This is a genomic window from Sphingobium sp. MP9-4 (assembly GCF_005281675.1).
GTDB lineage: Bacteria > Pseudomonadota > Alphaproteobacteria > Sphingomonadales > Sphingomonadaceae > Sphingobium > Sphingobium yanoikuyae.
The window spans coordinates 31,849-47,985 of sequence record NZ_LUFI01000002.1 but is presented as its reverse complement, the minus strand read 5'-3'; the positions used below and the strand labels follow the sequence as shown (position 1 = coordinate 47,985).

Below are 16,137 nucleotides of genomic sequence, written 5' to 3'. Positions count from 1 at the left end.
GCGGTAAGGAATGGAAATGCGCTCTTCCGCGCATTTCCCAAAAGACGCTATCGGCCGCCTTGCTTCATGAGGCGGCCGATCCACGGAGAAAGTGCCAGGACGGCAAGGCCGATCAGCATGGCAAGGCCGCCGATCCGGCCATAGGCGGCAAGCACCGTGCTGGCCTGGTCTGCCCCTGCCGATGCGCCGATGGCGGCGGCGATCACGCCCGACATGAAATTGCCGCCCGCCGTCGCCAGGAACCAGGTGCCCATCATCAGCCCCAGCATATGGGGCGGCGACAGGCGCGACATCGCTGCCAGCCCGACCGGCGACAGGCACAACTCGCCCATGGTGTGGAGCAGGTAGAGCAGCAGGATGAAGAGCATCGGCATCTTCGCCCCCGGCAGCATCATGCCCGCGCCGACCAGCAGCAGGAAACCGGCGCCGACCTGGATGATGGCCAGGCCGAACTTGGCGGGGGCGGACGGCTCCAGCCCGCGCCGGCCGAGCTTCAGCCATAGCCAGGCGAAGAAGGGCGCGAGCAGGAAGATGGAGAAGGGACCGACCGCCTGGAACAGCGAGGCCGGCACGGTGATGCCGAACATGGTGCGGTCGACATGCCGATCGATGAACAGGTTGAGCGAGGAGCCGGTCTGTTCGAACAGACCCCAGAAGACGGGCTGCACCACCAGCAGGAAGATCGCCACCAGCAATCGCCCGCGCGCCGCCGGATCGAGCTTCAGGCAGGCATAGGCGACCAGGCCGATGCCCATGGCAAAGCCGCTGGCGCTCAGCAGATAGCCGACCGTCGCGGGGCTGGCGAGCAGGGCGAGCATCGCCGCGGTGAAGGGCAGGGCGCTGGCATAGAGCCAATATTCGCGGGGGATGCCGAACAGCGGGCTGGCCAGCCAGGCCGGGTCGGGTGCCTCGCCCTGGCCCTGCAACAATGGCCTGCCCATGACGAAGACGATGATGCCCAGGATCATGCCCAGCGCCGCCGCGCCAAAGCCCCAGGACCAGCCGATCGTTTCGCCCAGCAGGCCACAGACGAGCGGGCCGAGTGCGCCGCCAAGGTTAATACCCATGTAGAATATGGTGTAGGCCGGATCGCGACGCATGTCGTCGCGGGGATAGAGTTGACCGACCAGCACCGAGACATTGGCCTTGAGGAAGCCGGTGCCGACCACGATCACCGCCATGCCGGCGAGGAAGATGCGGGTCGCGCTCTCGCGATCGCCGCCCAGCGCATCGAGGCCGAGCAGGACATGGCCGCAGGCGATGACGATGCCGCCGAACAGCACCGCCTTGCGCGCGCCGAGGTAGCGATCGGCCAGCCAGCCGCCGACCAGCGGGCTGACGAACACCAGCGCGATATAGGCGCCATAGAGCATGCCCGCGCGCTCGTCGGAAAAGAGGAACTGCTTGGTCAGGTAGAAGATCAGCAGCGCCCTCATGCCGTAGAAGGAGAAACGCTCCCACAATTCGGTGAAGAAGAGGATGAACAGGCCGCGCGGATGGCCGAGGAAGGTGGCGGTGGCGTGATGATCGGCTGGGGGCATGGCGCTCATTGGCAATAGGCGGGGTGGGTCGCGTCCGGCTCGAACGCGGACACATGGTTGAGGGCGATCACCCAGCGGCCCTCGACCTTGCGCATCAGCCGCGTGTTGATGCCGGACTGGCCGGGTTTGGCGGCAAGGCGGAAGCGGCTGATCAGCTGGGCCGCGTCGGGTGCCAGCATCTCGATCCTGATGTCGCAGAAATGGAGCGTGCCGCGCGTCTCGGGCGAGGCGCCATAGTCGCGGACATAATGATCGAGCGTCCCCTGCCAGTCGCGCTGGAACTGGCCGCGCGACACGAAGATGACGCCGGGGTTGAGGAAGCCCGCCATATAGCCGCGAAAATCACCCCGGTTCCAGGCGGCTTCCATGTCGGCGATCACCTGGCGGATCGCCGCCTTCTCCGTCTCCGCCGAAGGGGGGATCGGCGCAGCACCCATGCAGAGCGCCGCGCCGATCAGGGGGAGGAGAATGCGCTTACTGCGCCGCACCGGAAGCCCCGGCTGCGGCCTTGGCCTTTTCCGCCTGGATGAAGCGGTCAAGCTCCGCCTCCATCACCGGCAGCGGCACCGATCCCATGGTCAGCAGCGTGTCGTGGAACGGGCGCTGGTCGAACTTGTCGCCCAGTTCCGCCTCGGCCTTGGCGCGCATCTTGCGGATCGACAATTCGCCCAGCTTGTAGGCCAGCGCCTGCGCTGGCCAGGCGATATAGCGATCGACCTCGTTGGTGATGTCGAGCTTCGCAAGCGCGGTGTGGCTGGCCATATAGTCGATCGCCTGCTGGCGCGTCCAACCCATGGAGTGCATGCCGGTGTCGATCACCAGCCGCACCGCGCGCCACATCTCGAATGTCTCGCGGCCGAATTCCTCATAGGGCGTCTCATACATGCCCAGCTTGGTGCCCAGCCATTCGGTATAGAGGCCCCAGCCTTCGCCATAACCCGAGAAATAGGTCTGGCCGCGGAAGGCCGGGCGATTGGGGGCTTCCAGCGCATAGGCCGCCTGGAAGCTGTGGCCCGGATTGCATTCGTGCAAGGTCAGCGCGGTCAGATTGTAGAGCGGGCGCGAGGGCAGGTCATAGGTGTTCATCAGGCAGGATTCGAGCCCGCCGCGACCCGAGGTATAGATGGGCGCGATCTCGTCCGGCACCGGCAGGATGGTGAAGCGATAGCGTGGCAGGTTGTTGAACGTGTCCTTCAGCTTGCCGTCCATCTTCTTGGTGACATAGGCGGAATAGGAGAGCAGCTCGCGCGGCGTCTTGGCATAGAATTGCGGGTCTGTGCGCATGAACTCCAGAAACTCGGCAAAGCTGCCCTGGAATTTCGCATCCGCCATCGTCTTCTTCATGTCCGCATCGATGCGCGCGACTTCCTTCAGGCCGATCTCGTGGATCTGCTGCGGCGTCAGGTCCAGCGTCGTATATTCGCGGATCTGGTCCTGGTAGAAGGCCTTGCCGTCGGGCAGCGAATAGGCATCGATCGTCTTGCGCGCCTTGGGCATATATTCGCCACGCATGAAGGTCAGCAGCTTCTGATAGCTGGGCGCGATGGCGTCGCGGATCAGTGCCTGGGCCTGCGACTGCATCGCCTGGCGCTGGTCGGCTGGAATGGTGTCCGGCATCGCGGCGAACGCCTTGTAGAAGGGATTGTCGGTGCCGGCGGCCAGGAACGGCTCGATCGTCTTATCACGTCCCTCGATCGACACGCGCGGCACGGTATAGCCGCGCTTCAGGCCCGCCTGCATGTTGGCGATCTGCTCGTCGAAATAGCGCGGGATATCCTTCATCCGGCCGAGATAGCGGCGATAATTGTCGGCGCTGGAAAAGGGCGTGCGCGGGTTGAGGCCGGTCCAGAAGAAGGTATCGCTGTTGAACGGCGCCTCATAGGTCTTGTACTTGATCTTGGTCGCATTCTCCCAGACCGACGTCTTGAACACCGCCTTGTTGATATATTCCTCATGCGACAGCTGGGCGTCGGGAATCTGGTCGAGCTGTTTGAGGATGTCGCTCCAATAGGCATAGCGGTGCTGCTGGGTGGCGGCGGTCACGCTGGGCAGATGATCGTCGGCGCCGCCTTCGGTCCGGCCGCTGCCGGGCAGGCGGGCGAATTCTTTCTGGCGCCAGCTCCATTCGGCGTCATACAACGCCTTGAGTTTCAGGTCGGCGGCGGTCGGCTGTGTGGCCGGTGCATTGGTGGTCGGCGCCGTCTGGGCGAGGACAACCGGGGCCGTGCCGGCGAGCCAGGCGATGGCGAGCAAGGATGCGGCGTGGGGCATTTTCATGAATGTCTCTCTTCCCTGTTCGGCGAAGCGATCCGGCGCCCCGCTCCTATCAATAATGTATACGATATACCTTGGTTAAGGCGGGTCAAGTGCGTGTTTCGCCCGCGGGCGTGAAAATGCGCGCGCCGAACATCGGGCCGGCGCGCGTCATTCCGGGGGCCGGCTGGACGCGGATCATCACCGTGCTCTTGCCGCGCGTCAGTGCCTCGGGAATGGCGTAGGTGACGTCGAAAAATTCGCCGGGCCGGTCGGCATCCAGCTTTTGCGTCGCGATCTTCTGGCCGTCGACCAATATGTCGAACAGCCGGTTTCGCTCCTCGCCCCAATAAGTGGCCTGCAGGATCAGCGGGCCGGGCTTCACCTTCATGCGGAACTGGAAATGGCCGTCGGTGCGCGCATCGCGCCCATGCCGTCCGCGATAGGTGGTGGTGTAGGAGAGTTTGGCTTCCAGCCCATGGTCGCGCTCGGGCTGCATCTCGCCCAGATGCATAACGTCGACCGAGCGCCGCTCCAAATCACGGAGGCGCGCCTGCTCGATGGCAAAGGCCTGCTGCTCGACGCCCCATTCGTCTTGGGTGAAGCGCTTGAAATAGACGGCGGTGCGGCGATCACGCTGCTGGAAGAAGGGCGCGAAGCTGAGGTCGGCGGGCTTGCCGATGCCGGCGGTGCGATAGGCGGGGACGGCGCCGGGGGTGGCGGCAAAGCCCTGCGTCACATCGGCGGCGACCAGCGCCGGAGATGGACCGTCAAAGGGCTGGTCGGCCGCGCCCAGATCGGCCGCCAGCACGACCGGGCCGTGCAGCAGCGCGATGGTGCGGGCATCATCCGGCGTCGCTTCGATCCGCAATGCCATCGGCAGGTCCAGCGTCACCTGATCGCCGGCCTTCCACTTGCGATCGATCAGGGCATAGCCATCGGCGATGCGCGGGGCGGGCAGGGGCGTGCCGTTGACGGCGATACGCGCGCCCTGGCACCATCCGGGGATGCGCAGCGCCAGGGTGAAGCGGCCGGCCCGCGCCAGTTTCGGGATCGACATCGCGATGTGCCCGTCGAACGGATAGCCGGTCTCGATCCGCAGCTTCGCGCCCCGCGCCGCCCAGTCGGCTTCGCTGGGGATATAGAGATTGGCGATCAGCATGTCGGCCGGCCGGTCGGCATCTTCCCACCAGATGGATTCGCCATGCTTGGCATGGCTTTCCATGCCGCTGCCGACGCAGCACCAGAAATCGTCGAACGGTTCGGACCAGACGCGGTGCGCCCCCGACATCAGCGGCACCATATAGGCGAACATGCCGGTCGCCGGGTTCTGGTGCGCCAGGATATGGTTGATATGGGCGCGCTCATAATAGTCGAACAGGCGCGCTTCGGGCTTCCACGCATAGAGATGCCGGGTCAGCTTCAGCATGTTGTAGCTGTTGCAGCTTTCGCAGGTCTGTTCGGTGATATGCTTGGAAATGGTGCCGGGATCAGGGAAATATTCCCGGTCGGCATTGCCGCCGATGACATAGCTATATTGCCCGACCACGGTCTCCCAGAAGAAGTTGGCGGCAATCGCGTCGGCGGCATTGCCGGTGATCTCGTGCAGGCGCGCAAGGCCGATCAGCTTGGGAATCTGGGTATTGGCGTGGATCCAGGGCAGGCTGTTCTGCCGCTGGGCCAGCGGATCGAGCACCTTGCGATGGCGCAACCGCGTCGCCAGCGCCAGCCAGCGCGGATCGCCGGTGCGGGCGTGAAGTTCGGCGAAGCTTTCATTGATGCCGCCATGCTCGCAGTCCAGCACCTGCTGCACCTGTGCATCGTCCAGTTTCACGAACACGCCGTCGATATAGGCAGCCAGGGCCAGTGCAACGCCACGCGCCTGGCTGTTGCCCAGATGGGTTTCGGCGTCGAACAGGCCGGCGAACAGCTTGTGCCAATTATAGAAGGGCACCCAGCAGCCGTTGAGGTCAAAGCCGGCCGATCGGATGTCGCCGCGCATGATCTCCGGAAAGATCAGCCTGCCATCCTCGATCACATCGTCGCGACGGCGGGTGAAGCCCGCGACATAGCCATCGCCGGCCGCCGCCTGGCACTCGGCCAGTTCGGCGATGATATAGGCGGCGCGGCGGGCGCATTCGGTGTCGCCGGTCTGGGCGTGCATCAGCGCCAACGCGGTCAGATAATGGCCCAGCGTATGGCCGGCGATGGTATCATTTTCCCAGCCGCCATAGATGGCGCCCTTGGGCGTCAGGCCGGCATGTTTGCGGAAATTGTGCAACAGCCGGTCCGGCTCCAGCCGCAGCAGATAGAGGCGATTGCCCTCGACCGCGTCGGCAAAGGGGGAGGGGAGAAGCCGGGTTGCCTGCAGCGGCAAGGCGCGCGCCGATTCGGGCAGCGCACTGCCGGTCGCGGCATGGGCGACGCTGCTCCATCCCTGCCAGGCGGGCGCCGTCGCGGCGGCGGTTGCGGCCAGCAACATGGCCCTGCGGCTGAGGGGCGTGTGACGGTGGGACATGGCGGCTCCGGCTTGTCTATAATCGTTATACCGTATACGATATTGCGATTATGGTTCGGGATCAAGACGGAGGATGCATGTCTATCTTCAACGCCGCGGCATGGGCAATAAAGGCATGAGCGCGGACGAAAGCGTCACGCTGACGCTGCAGCAGGTCGCGGATCTGGCCCATGCCGTGCTGCGCCGCCATGGTCTGGCGGAGGCGCATGTCGGCCCAGTTGCCGCGACGATCATCGCTGGCGAGCGCGACGAATGTGCGTCGCATGGGGTCTATCGCCTGCTCAACTGCGTCCATACGCTGAACAGCGGCAAGGTCGTGCCGGACGCTGTGCCGGTGGTCGACCCTGTCTCGCCCGCGCTGCTGCGCGTGGATGCGGCCGGCGGCTTTGCCCAACTGGCTTTCGCTACGGGATTGCCTTTGCTGGTGGAAAAGGCGCGGACGATGGGCATCGCCGCCATGGGCATCAATCGCTGCGTCCATTTCGCCGCGCTCTGGCCGGAGATCGAGGCGCTGACCGATCAGGGGCTGGTCGCCTTCGCCTGTACCCCCAGCCATGCCTGGGTCGCGCCGGCCGGCGGCACCTCGCCGCTGTTCGGCACCAACCCGATCGCCTTTGGCTGGCCGCGCCCCGGCGGCGATCCCTTTGTCTTCGATTTCGCCACCAGCGCGGTCGCGCGCGGCGAGATCGAACTGCATCGCCGTGCCGGCAAGCCGATCCCGGAAGGCTGGACGATCGATGCCCAGGGCCATCCGACCACCGACGCGGAAGCGGGCCTGGCCGGAGCGCTGCTGACCTTTGGCGGGCACAAGGGATCGGCCCTGTCGGCGATGGTCGAACTGATTGCCGGGCCGCTGATCGGCGATATGACCAGTGCGGAATCGCTGGCGCATGACGATGGCGCCAAGGCATCGCCCTATGGCGGCGAACTCATCATCGCCATCGATCCCGCCGGCTTCCTGGGCGCGGCGGCCGCCGAGCATATGCAGCGGGCCGAGGCGCTGTTCGACGGCATTACCGGCCAAGGCGCGCGCCTGCCATCGCAGCGGCGCTTCGCGGCGCGTCTGCGCACCCCCGATCAGGGCTGCCGCATTCCCCGTGCGCTCTATGAGGAACTGGCGGCGCTCAGCTGAGCGCCGCCAGCGATTTCAGGCGAAAGGCTGGTCGATCGCGACCGAGGGCGGGGTGAACCAGGCCGCCCCGGTCTCGGTCACGTAAAAATGATCCTCCAGCCGCACGCCGAAGCGATCCGGCACGACGATCATCGGCTCGTTGGAGAAGCACATGCCCGGTTCCAGCGGGGTCATGTCGCCGCGTACCAGATAGGGCGCCTCATGGATCGACAGGCCGATGCCATGACCGGTGCGATGCGGCAGGCCGGGCAGGCGATAGTCCGGGCCCAGGTCCGCTGCCTCCAGCACGCGCCGCGCCGCCGCGTCGATCGCGCCGCAGGGGACGCCCGGCTTGACCGCGTCGAACGCGGCCTGCTGCGCTTCCTTTTCCAGTGCCCAGATGCGGCGCTGCTCGGCATCGGCCTCGCCATAGACATAGGATCGGGTGATGTCGCTATGATAGCCGCCGATGGTGCAGCCGGTATCGATCAGCACCATGTCGCCTTCGGCCAGCACGCTCTCGCCCGGCAGGCCGTGGGGATAGGCGGTCGATCGGCCGAACTGGACGATGCAGAAGCTGCTGCCCGAGGCGCCGAGCGCCCGGTGTGCGGCCTCGATGAAGCGGCGCACCTCGGTCGCGGTGATGCCGGGGCGCAGGATGCGGGCGGCGCGGCGATGCACCTCCAGCGTCATCGACTTGGCCTGCTGCATCAGCGCCAGTTCGGCGGCCGACTTGCGGCTGCGGCAACCGTCGATCACGGCCGAGGCGGCGATCAGCGTCACATCCGGCGCGGCGGCACGAATGCGCTCGACGAACAGGAAGGCCATGGCCGGATCGATCCCCAGCCGGGCGACGCCCAGCGTCTTGAGCGCGTCGGCGACGAGGGCGGACGGGCTTTCATCCTCTTCCCACAGGCGCAGGTCGCCGGCGTCGATCTTGAGGTCGGCTTCCAGCGATCCGCGTTCGAAGCGCGGGCAGATCAGGATCGGCTCGCCGGTGAGCGGCAGCAGCATCGCCACCAGTCGCTCGCTTGCGCCCCAGGGCACGCCAGCGAAATAGGCAAGACTGGTCCCGGCATCGATCAACAGCGCGTCGAGCCCTTCCTGCGCCATCAAGGCGCGAGCCTTGGCAATGCGTGCCTGATATTCGGCGGCGGCGATGGCTGGCGCGCGATCGAGCCAGGGCTGGAGGCTGGCCAGTTCGGTGGCGGCGTCGGAGCCGCCGATCTGCTGTGTCATAATCTATCCTTCAAAGCGGCGGAGCGAAAAGGGCGTGGCGTCGACCGGCGGCGGTGCGCCGGTGGCAAGCGCGGCGATGATTTCCCCGGTCAGTGGTCCCAATGTCAGCCCCAGATGCTGGTGGCCGAACGCATAGAGCAGGTTTTCCGCCCGGTCACTCCGGCCGATCGCGGGCAGATAATCGGGCAGGGTCGGGCGCGCGCCGATCCAGGGCCTGGCATCCACCTCGATCGGTAGGCCCAGTGCCGCGGCATGGGTGCGCAGCCGCTGCCATTTACGCGGGTCGGGCGGGGCGGAGAGGCTGGAAAATTCGACGAAGCTCGCCGCGCGGAGCCCACTCTCGAACCGGGTGACGATCATCGATCGATCCTCGAACACCACCGGCGGCATGTCCATCGGCCAGCCTTTGGGCGCGGTTGGCGTCTGCAGATGATAGCCGCGTTCGGCGATGATCGGCACCTTGTGGCCCATCGGGCGTAGCAGGACATCCGATGCTGCGCCGGTCGCGACGATGATATGGTCCGCGTCCAGCGTCTGGCCGTCGGCCAGCTGCACCTGCGCCTGTCCATCACGGGTGGTAAGCGCGCTAACCTCCGCCTGCTCGATCCGCCCGCCTGCCGCCAGCAGCGCATCCCTCAGATCCTGCGCCAGCCGGGTCGGGTCGGCAATGCGGCCACTGCCCTCGCAGCGAATCGCGCCGATGATCGGATGGGGGAACAGAGCTTCGAGCAGGGCAAGCTCACGCGCCGTCGCATCGCGGAAGCGCGCCGTGCCGCAATCGGCGGCCATCCAGGCACGGCGCCCGGCCAGCGCGCTCGCCTCGCTTTCCCAGACGATGAAATGCCCATCCTCAATCAGGCGGCTCGGCCCCGCGCACAACGCGTCGATCCGATGCCAGGCCGGCATCGCCTGACCCAGCATGGCTTTCAACGCCTTGCGTCCTGCCGCAAAGCGCGACGGGCGCGCGGCATTCAACAGGCGCAGTGAAAAGGGCACCCAGCGGCCGACGTCGCGCCAGGGCAGGCCGAGGGCGCCGCCGCGCCAGAACAGTCGCCGGGGGAAGCTCTTCACCGTTGCCATCGATGCGAGCGGATCGATCTGCTCGACCGCGACATGGCCTGCATTGCCCCAGGATGCACCGCGCAGCGGGTTTTCCCGTTCGATCAGCAGTGTTGAAATTCCCTTTTCCTGCAATCGGATAGCGCAGGATGTTCCGACGATGCCGCCGCCGATGATGATCGCTTGTTGGGTCAATTGACTTCTTTTCACTTGGCGTTGACGATTAGATACCGTATACGATCCTCAGTTTCAACGGAGGCTTATGTGAATTCCTCAAAATTGACGTGGCGTGGTGTCTACCCTGCCGCCACCACCCAGTTCACCCCCGATCTGGACGTTGATATCCCCGCTACCCAGGCTGTCCTGGATGCGTTGGTGAAGGATGGCGTCGACGGTCTCATCATCGCCGGCACCTGTGGTGAGAACAACTCGCTGGAGCCGGAAGAAAAGCGCGCAATCGTCCAGGCGGCGGTCGAGGTCGTGGACGGCCGCGTGCCGATCCTGGTCGGCGTGTCCGAATTCACCACCCGTCGTGCCGCTGCCTTCGCGCAGGACGCCGAAAAGCTGGGCGTCGACGGGCTGATGGTGCTGCCTGCCATGGTCTATGTGCCGACCGTGGGCGAACTTTGCACCCATTTCGAGACGGTGGCCAAGGCGACGTCGCTGCCGATCATGCTCTACAACAACCCGCCGGCCTATCGGGTGAATATCGGCATCGACGCGCTCACCCGCCTCGCCGACACGCCCAACATCGTCGCGGTCAAGGAAAGCGCGCCCGATCCGCGTCGCTTCACCGACCTGATCAACGCCTTTGGCGACCGCTATATCCTGATGGCGGGCCTGGACGATGTTGCGTTCGAGGGCCTGTTGCTGGGCGCGCATGGCTGGATTTCCGGTCTCACCAGCGCCTTCCCGCGCGAATCCGTGGCGCTGGTCGCGGCGATCAACCGGGGCGATCTGGAAGAAGCACTGCGCATCTATCGCTGGTTCATGCCGCTGCTGCACCTCGATGCCGATCATGATCTGGTCCAGTCGATCAAGCTGGCCGAAAGCATCATGGGACGCGGCACCGAGCATGTTCGCCTGCCGCGCATGCCGCTGGAAGGCCAGCGCCGCGCCGACGTCATCCGCTGGGTCGAGCAGTGCGCTGCCACCCAGCCCAGCCTGACGGCGGTCTGATGTCCGCGGTGCGCCACACCTTCTTCTGCATAGACGGCCATACGGCGGGCAATCCCGTCCGTCTGGTCGCGGGCGGCGCGCCGCTGCTCAAGGGAAAGTCCATGGCGGAACGCCGCCTGGACTTTCTCGACCGCTTCGACTGGATCCGCACCAGTCTCTGCTTCGAGCCGCGCGGCCATGACATGATGTCGGGCGGCTTTCTCTATCCGCCGACGCGCGACGATACCGACATCGGTATTCTCTTCATCGAGACCAGCGGCTGCCTGCCGATGTGCGGCCATGGCACCATCGGCATGGTGACGTTCGGCCTGGAAAATGGCCTGATCCAGCCGGCGACGCCGGGCAGGCTGCGGGTCGAAGTGCCAGCCGGCGTCATCGACATCGATTACACGACCGACGGCAAGCGCGTGACATCGGTCAAGATCCGCAATGTCCCCGCCTATCTGGCGGCGGAGGGGATCGCAATCGATGTGCCGGGCTTCGGTCCGCTCAGCGTCGATGTCTCCTATGGCGGCAATTATTACGCGATCGTCGAACCGCAGGGCGCCTATGCCGGCCTCGACGACCTCGGTGCATCGCGCATCGTGGAACTGAGCCGCACCATTCGCGAACTGGTGCGCGCGCAATATCAGCCGGTCCATCCGCTCGAACCCAGCATCAAGGGGGTGAGCCATGTCCTGTGGGCCGACCAGCCCAAGGGCGAGGGTGCGGACGGTCGCAACGCCGTCTTCTATGGCGAGCGGGCGATCGACCGCAGCCCCTGCGGCACCGGAACGTCGGCGCGGCTGGCGCATCTGGCGGCCAAGGGCAAGCTGAAGGTCGGCGACCGGTTCGTGCATGAAAGCTATATTTGCAGCCGCTTCATCGGTCGGGTCGAGGCCGAGACGATGATCGGGGACCAGAAGGCGATCATTCCCTCGATCGAAGGATCGGCGATCGCCACCGGCTTCAACACCATCTGGGTCGATCGCGAAGACCCGTTCTGGGCCGGCTTCACGGTCGTATGAGACGGTCATTGCAGAGCGGACGGAAGGGATCGTCCATCATATACGAAGTTGTATTCCGCCATCCGCTCTGTGCTATGTTCGCCGCATGAGCCTAGTCATCCGAAACCTGTCCGACCAGCTGGTCGATCTTGTCCGTGAGCGCATATTGTCCGGCCGGGTGCCGCCCGACGGGCCGATCCGTCAGGACGCGCTGGCCGCCGAACTGGGGATCAGCAAGATTCCGCTGCGCGAGGCACTCGCCCGACTGGAGCAGGAAGGGCTGCTCAAGTCGCAGGCCAATCGCGGTTTCTTCGTGCGCAGCCTCAACCGGGTGGAGGCGGACGAAGTCTATGCGCTGCGCCTGAAGCTGGAGCCCGATGTGATGGCGTTGGCCGCCGAACGGGCGGACGAGGCGGAGCATCAGGCGGCGATCAACACGCTGGCCACCCTCTATCAGGTCACCGACGAAGGTGGCGACGGGGTGGGGGCGTTCAACCGCGCCTTCCACATGGCGTTGCTGCGTCCCAGCAGCCAGCCGCTGTCGGTCAATATTCTCGAACGGCTCCATATCCTGTCGGAACGCTATGTCCGCAAGCATCTGGAGCCGCTTGGCCGCGACGAACGCGCCAATGACGAACATCGCGAGATGCTCGACGCCTGGCTCGCCCGCGACGGCCAACTGATCCGCGAACTCACGGTCGCACATATCCGCAAAACCATGGACGATCTCATGGTTCAGCTCGACGCCGACGACTGAACCATAACCGAGCAACCGGAACGTCCATAAGAACAGGGAAGGAAATTTCGGTTGAGCACTGGATTTTGGGGACCGATCAAGCCGATCGGCGCCGGTCATCACGCGCAGCATCAGCAGTTGCGCAAGACATTGTCCTGGCCGCATCTGATCGCGCTGGGGGTCGGGGCGATCGTCGGCACCGGCATCTATACGCTGACCGGCGTGGGCGCCGACCGGGCGGGGCCGGCGGTGATCCTGGCCTTCGCCATTGCAGGGGCCGTGTGCGCCTGCGCGGCGCTGGCCTATGCCGAACTGGCCACGCTGATCCCGACCGCAGGCAGTGCCTATACCTACACCTATTCGGTGCTGGGCGAGACGCTGGCCTGGGTCGTGGGATGGAGCCTGATCCTGGAATATTCGCTGGCGTGCAGCACGGTGGCGGTCGGCTGGTCGGGCTATCTGGTCGGCTGGATCCAGCAGGCGGGGATCAGTCTGCCGCCGATGCTGCTGGCCGGGCCGCATGGCGGCGGCATCGTCAACCTGCCCGCCGTGCTTGTGGCACTGGCGATCGCGGGCATGCTGATCGCCGGCACGCGGGAAAGCGCGACGCTCAACATCGTTCTGGTCGTCATCAAGCTGACCGCGCTCGCCGCCTTCGTCGCGCTGGCGCTGCCCGCCTTCCAGTCCGACCATCTCCAGCCCTTCATGCCCTATGGCTTCGTCAGCCATGTGGAAGATGGCATGACCCGCGGCGTGATGGCGGCGGCGGCGATCGTCTTCTTCGCCTTCTACGGTTTCGATGCGGTCGCGACCTCGGCGGAGGAAGCGCGTAATCCCGGCCGTGACCTCACCATCGGCATCGTCGGATCGATGGCGGTCTGCACCCTCATCTATATGGCGGTCGCGGTCGCCGCGATCGGCGCGCTCGACTATCGGGCGCTGGCCGGTTCGTCCGAACCACTGGCGCTGGTGCTGCGCACGCTGGAGCATCCGGTCGCCGCCTGGCTGGTGGCGGGCGCTGCGCTGGTCGCGCTGCCCTCCGTCATCCTGGTCATGATGTATGGCCAGAGCCGCATCTTTTTCGTCATGGCGCGCGACGGCCTGCTGCCGCGTTCGCTCAGCAAGGTGTCGGAAAAGACCGGATCGCCCGCCCGCATCACCGCGATCACCGGTGTCTTCGTCGCGGCCGTTGCCGGCTTCTTCCGCCTCGACGAGATCGCCGAACTGGCCAATGCCGGCACGCTGATCGCCTTCATCGCGGTCGCCGGCTGCATGATGGCGCTGCGCCGCAAGGCGCCGGAAATGCCGCGCGTCTTCCGCTGCCCGCAGCCCTATCTGGTCGGTACGCTGGCGATTATCGGCTGCATCTATCTGCTGATCAGCCTGCCGGAAAAGACGCTGCTGCGTTTCGGCCTGTGGAACCTCGTCGGCCTGGCCCTCTATTTTGCCTATAGTCGGGGTCGCAGCCTGCTGCGCACCACCGGCCATGCGGCCAGCGAGGAAGGCTTGCCGGAATAGGACAACCGTAACGCAAGCCGGTCAGCCGCGTCGCCGCGACTGGCCGGCTTGCTCAATAGCCCACAGCATAGCCCATGCGTCGGGGATCGGCGCCGGCCATGCGGGCGCCCGACGCATCGGCCAATATGCCCTGCACGCTGCCGATCGCATAGGGGCCGACCAGTTCGATGTTGTGCCCCATCGCGGTCAGGCGCTGGATCGTGGCGTCCGGGAAGCGCCGTTCTGCCTGAACGGTGATCGCCGCGCCGGGCCTGTAGAAATTGGGATCGGCGTCGAGCGCGAAGCGTGGCGCCTCGATCGCGGCCTGGATCGGCAGGCCGCGATCGACGACATTGACCAGGAACTGGAACTGGGTCTGGCCAATCGTCTCGCCGCCGGGCGATCCGAAGACCAGCTTCAGCCGGCCCTTGTCGAGGAGGATGGTCGGGCCATTGCCGAGCAGGGCGATCTTGCCCGGCGCGACCTTGTTGGGATGGCCGGCATAGGGGGCGGATGACCCCAGGCGCAGGCCGTTGTTGAACAATATGCCGGTATTGCCCATCACCAGGAAGGTGCCGAAGCCGCCGCCGACCGTCGTCGTGACCGCGATGGCATTGCCGTCGGCATCGACCGTCGACAGGCTGGTGGTGTCGCCGCCGCGCGTATGGTCGTCGCCCTGATGGGCGAAATCCTGCCGTGCCCGCTCCAGCGCGGCCCGGTCGAAGGCGGCGGCATTGCCGCCATCGGGATAGAGGCCCGCACGGGCGGCATCGATCAGCTTGCGTCGCTCGGCGGCGAAACGCTTGGACAGCAGTCCCTCGACCGGCGTCTGCGCGAATTTGGGATCGGCGGCATATTTATAGACATCGGCCTTCGCGACCTTGATCGCCTCGATCAGATAATGGGTGAAGAGCGGATCGTCGGCGGGCAGTGCGGCGAGGTCGAACCCCTCGACCAGATTGAGTTGCTCGCACAATTCCAGCCCCGTGCGCGAGGTCAGCGGGCTGCAATAGACGTCCAGTCCGCGATAATTGGTCGTCACCGGATCGTCCCAGCGCGGCTGATAGGCCTTGAGGTCATCGAGCCGCAGGCAGCCGCCGGTCTCCTTCGAGAAGCGGGCAAATTCCTGCGCGATCGGGCCGGTGTAGAAATAGTCATGCGCCGCCTGCAAGGCGCGATCCCGATCGGCGCCACCCTTGAGCGCCTGGCTCTCCGCATCGGCAAGGGCCTGAAAGCTACGGGCGAGATCGGGATTGCGGAAGATTGATCGCGGGGCCGGGGGCTGGCCACCGGGCAGGAAGATCGCCGCACTGGTCGGGTAGAGCGCCAATGTCTTTTGCGCGCGCGTGATGAACATTGCGATGGATGCATCGAGCGGATGGCCGTCGCGGGCATAGCCGATCGCCGGTTCGAGCAGGGTCGAAAGCGGCAATTTGCCGAACCGGCGGGCCAGCGCGATCCAGCCGCCAAAGGCGCCCGGCACGGTCAGTGCCTTGGGGCCATGGTCCAGCGCCTTGGGATCGCCATCGGGATCGAGCAGGCGCGGCGCGCCGCCGGTGAAGGCCAGCGACTGGACTTTGCCGGTCTTGCGATCGAGGCAGGTGGCAAAGCCGTTGCCGCCCGCGCTGGATGCCCAGGGTTCGACCACGTTCATGACCGCCATCGCCGCGACCACGGCATCGGCGGCGGTGCCGCCCTGCATCAGCATGCGGGTGCCGGCCATGGCGGCCAGCGGATGACCTGCCGTCACGCCGCCATGCGGCATGGGCACTTCGACCCGGTGCGCGGCGACGCTGGCGCTGCCGGTGCGGGGCGCGTCGGGCGCGCGTGCGCCCGATTGGGCCAAAGCGCGGCCGGGCAGGGTGGAGAGCGCCATGCCGGCAAGGCCGGCGGCCAGCATTTCGCGGCGATCCAGGAAGGATGGGGGCGTATCGGACATGGCGGAGCGACCTTGCAGGGGAAGGGAAAAGGAGAAAATGGGCACGGCAGCATCGCGCCGTGCCCATGTCTTGCAAGCC

General features: G+C 65.9%; 12 protein-coding genes. 5 read left to right on the top strand and 7 right to left on the bottom strand.

From position 1 onward, the window contains the following. Window positions 1-47: 47 nt before the first annotated feature. The 4 genes from A0U87_RS01210 to A0U87_RS01195 form a co-directional block, all read right to left on the bottom strand. Complete coding sequence (locus A0U87_RS01210; RefSeq protein ID WP_048936528.1) at window positions 48-1,550, bottom strand: oligopeptide:H+ symporter; 1,503 nt, start codon at window positions 1,548-1,550, stop codon at window positions 48-50. After that, complete coding sequence (locus A0U87_RS01205; protein ID WP_048936677.1) at window positions 1,547-1,978, bottom strand: nuclear transport factor 2 family protein; 432 nt, start codon at window positions 1,976-1,978, stop codon at window positions 1,547-1,549. Before A0U87_RS01205 ends, A0U87_RS01210 begins: the two co-directional genes overlap by 4 nt. A gap of 37 nt (window positions 1,979-2,015) precedes the next feature. After that, window positions 2,016-3,818 carry a DUF885 family protein gene (locus A0U87_RS01200; protein ID WP_048936527.1) on the bottom strand — a complete coding sequence of 601 codons (1,803 nt, stop codon included), beginning with the start codon at window positions 3,816-3,818 and terminating at the stop codon, window positions 2,016-2,018. A gap of 85 nt (window positions 3,819-3,903) precedes the next feature. Beyond that, window positions 3,904-6,312: a glycoside hydrolase family 127 protein gene (locus tag A0U87_RS01195; RefSeq protein ID WP_234415556.1), complete on the bottom strand. Its 2,409-nt coding sequence runs from the start codon at window positions 6,310-6,312 to the stop codon at window positions 3,904-3,906. Window positions 6,313-6,427: 115 nt separating this feature from the next. Here A0U87_RS01195 and A0U87_RS01190 point away from each other — a divergent pair, with 115 nt between their 5' ends. Continuing rightward, the gene (locus A0U87_RS01190) at window positions 6,428-7,444 is read left to right on the top strand and encodes an Ldh family oxidoreductase (RefSeq protein WP_170978338.1); all 1,017 of its coding nucleotides are present in this window, start codon (window positions 6,428-6,430) and stop codon (window positions 7,442-7,444) included. 15 nt (window positions 7,445-7,459) lie between these two features. Here the strand turns inward: A0U87_RS01190 and A0U87_RS01185 are convergent, their stop codons facing one another. Continuing rightward, a complete protein-coding gene (locus tag A0U87_RS01185) occupies window positions 7,460-8,662 on the bottom strand; it encodes a Xaa-Pro peptidase family protein (protein WP_048936524.1) in 1,203 nt (400 codons plus the stop codon). Between the two features lie 3 nt (window positions 8,663-8,665). Further along, complete coding sequence (locus tag A0U87_RS01180) at window positions 8,666-9,916, bottom strand: FAD-binding oxidoreductase (RefSeq protein ID WP_170978337.1); 1,251 nt, start codon at window positions 9,914-9,916, stop codon at window positions 8,666-8,668. Between the two features lie 69 nt (window positions 9,917-9,985). On the opposite strand from A0U87_RS01180, the gene A0U87_RS01175 reads away from it, so the two are divergent. The 4 genes from A0U87_RS01175 (at window position 9,986) to A0U87_RS01160 (ending at window position 14,140) form a co-directional block, all read left to right on the top strand. After that, on the top strand, window positions 9,986-10,900 hold the full coding sequence (locus A0U87_RS01175; protein WP_122928039.1) for a dihydrodipicolinate synthase family protein: 915 nt from the start codon (window positions 9,986-9,988) through the stop codon (window positions 10,898-10,900). Next, window positions 10,900-11,907 (top strand): 4-hydroxyproline epimerase, encoded by a 1,008-nt coding sequence (locus tag A0U87_RS01170; protein ID WP_048936521.1) that lies wholly within the window; start codon window positions 10,900-10,902, stop codon window positions 11,905-11,907. The genes A0U87_RS01175 and A0U87_RS01170 overlap by 1 nt, the downstream gene beginning before the upstream one ends. 85 nt (window positions 11,908-11,992) lie before the next feature. Then, a complete protein-coding gene (locus A0U87_RS01165; protein ID WP_048936520.1) occupies window positions 11,993-12,643 on the top strand; it encodes a GntR family transcriptional regulator in 651 nt (216 codons plus the stop codon). 51 nt (window positions 12,644-12,694) lie between these two features. Next, window positions 12,695-14,140, top strand: coding sequence for an amino acid permease (locus A0U87_RS01160; RefSeq protein WP_048936519.1), 1,446 nt, complete (start codon window positions 12,695-12,697; stop codon window positions 14,138-14,140). A gap of 52 nt (window positions 14,141-14,192) precedes the next feature. Here A0U87_RS01160 and A0U87_RS01155 read toward each other — a convergent pair whose 3' ends face one another. Beyond that, complete coding sequence (locus tag A0U87_RS01155; RefSeq protein WP_048936518.1) at window positions 14,193-16,058, bottom strand: gamma-glutamyltransferase; 1,866 nt, start codon at window positions 16,056-16,058, stop codon at window positions 14,193-14,195. Window positions 16,059-16,137 lie beyond the last annotated feature (79 nt).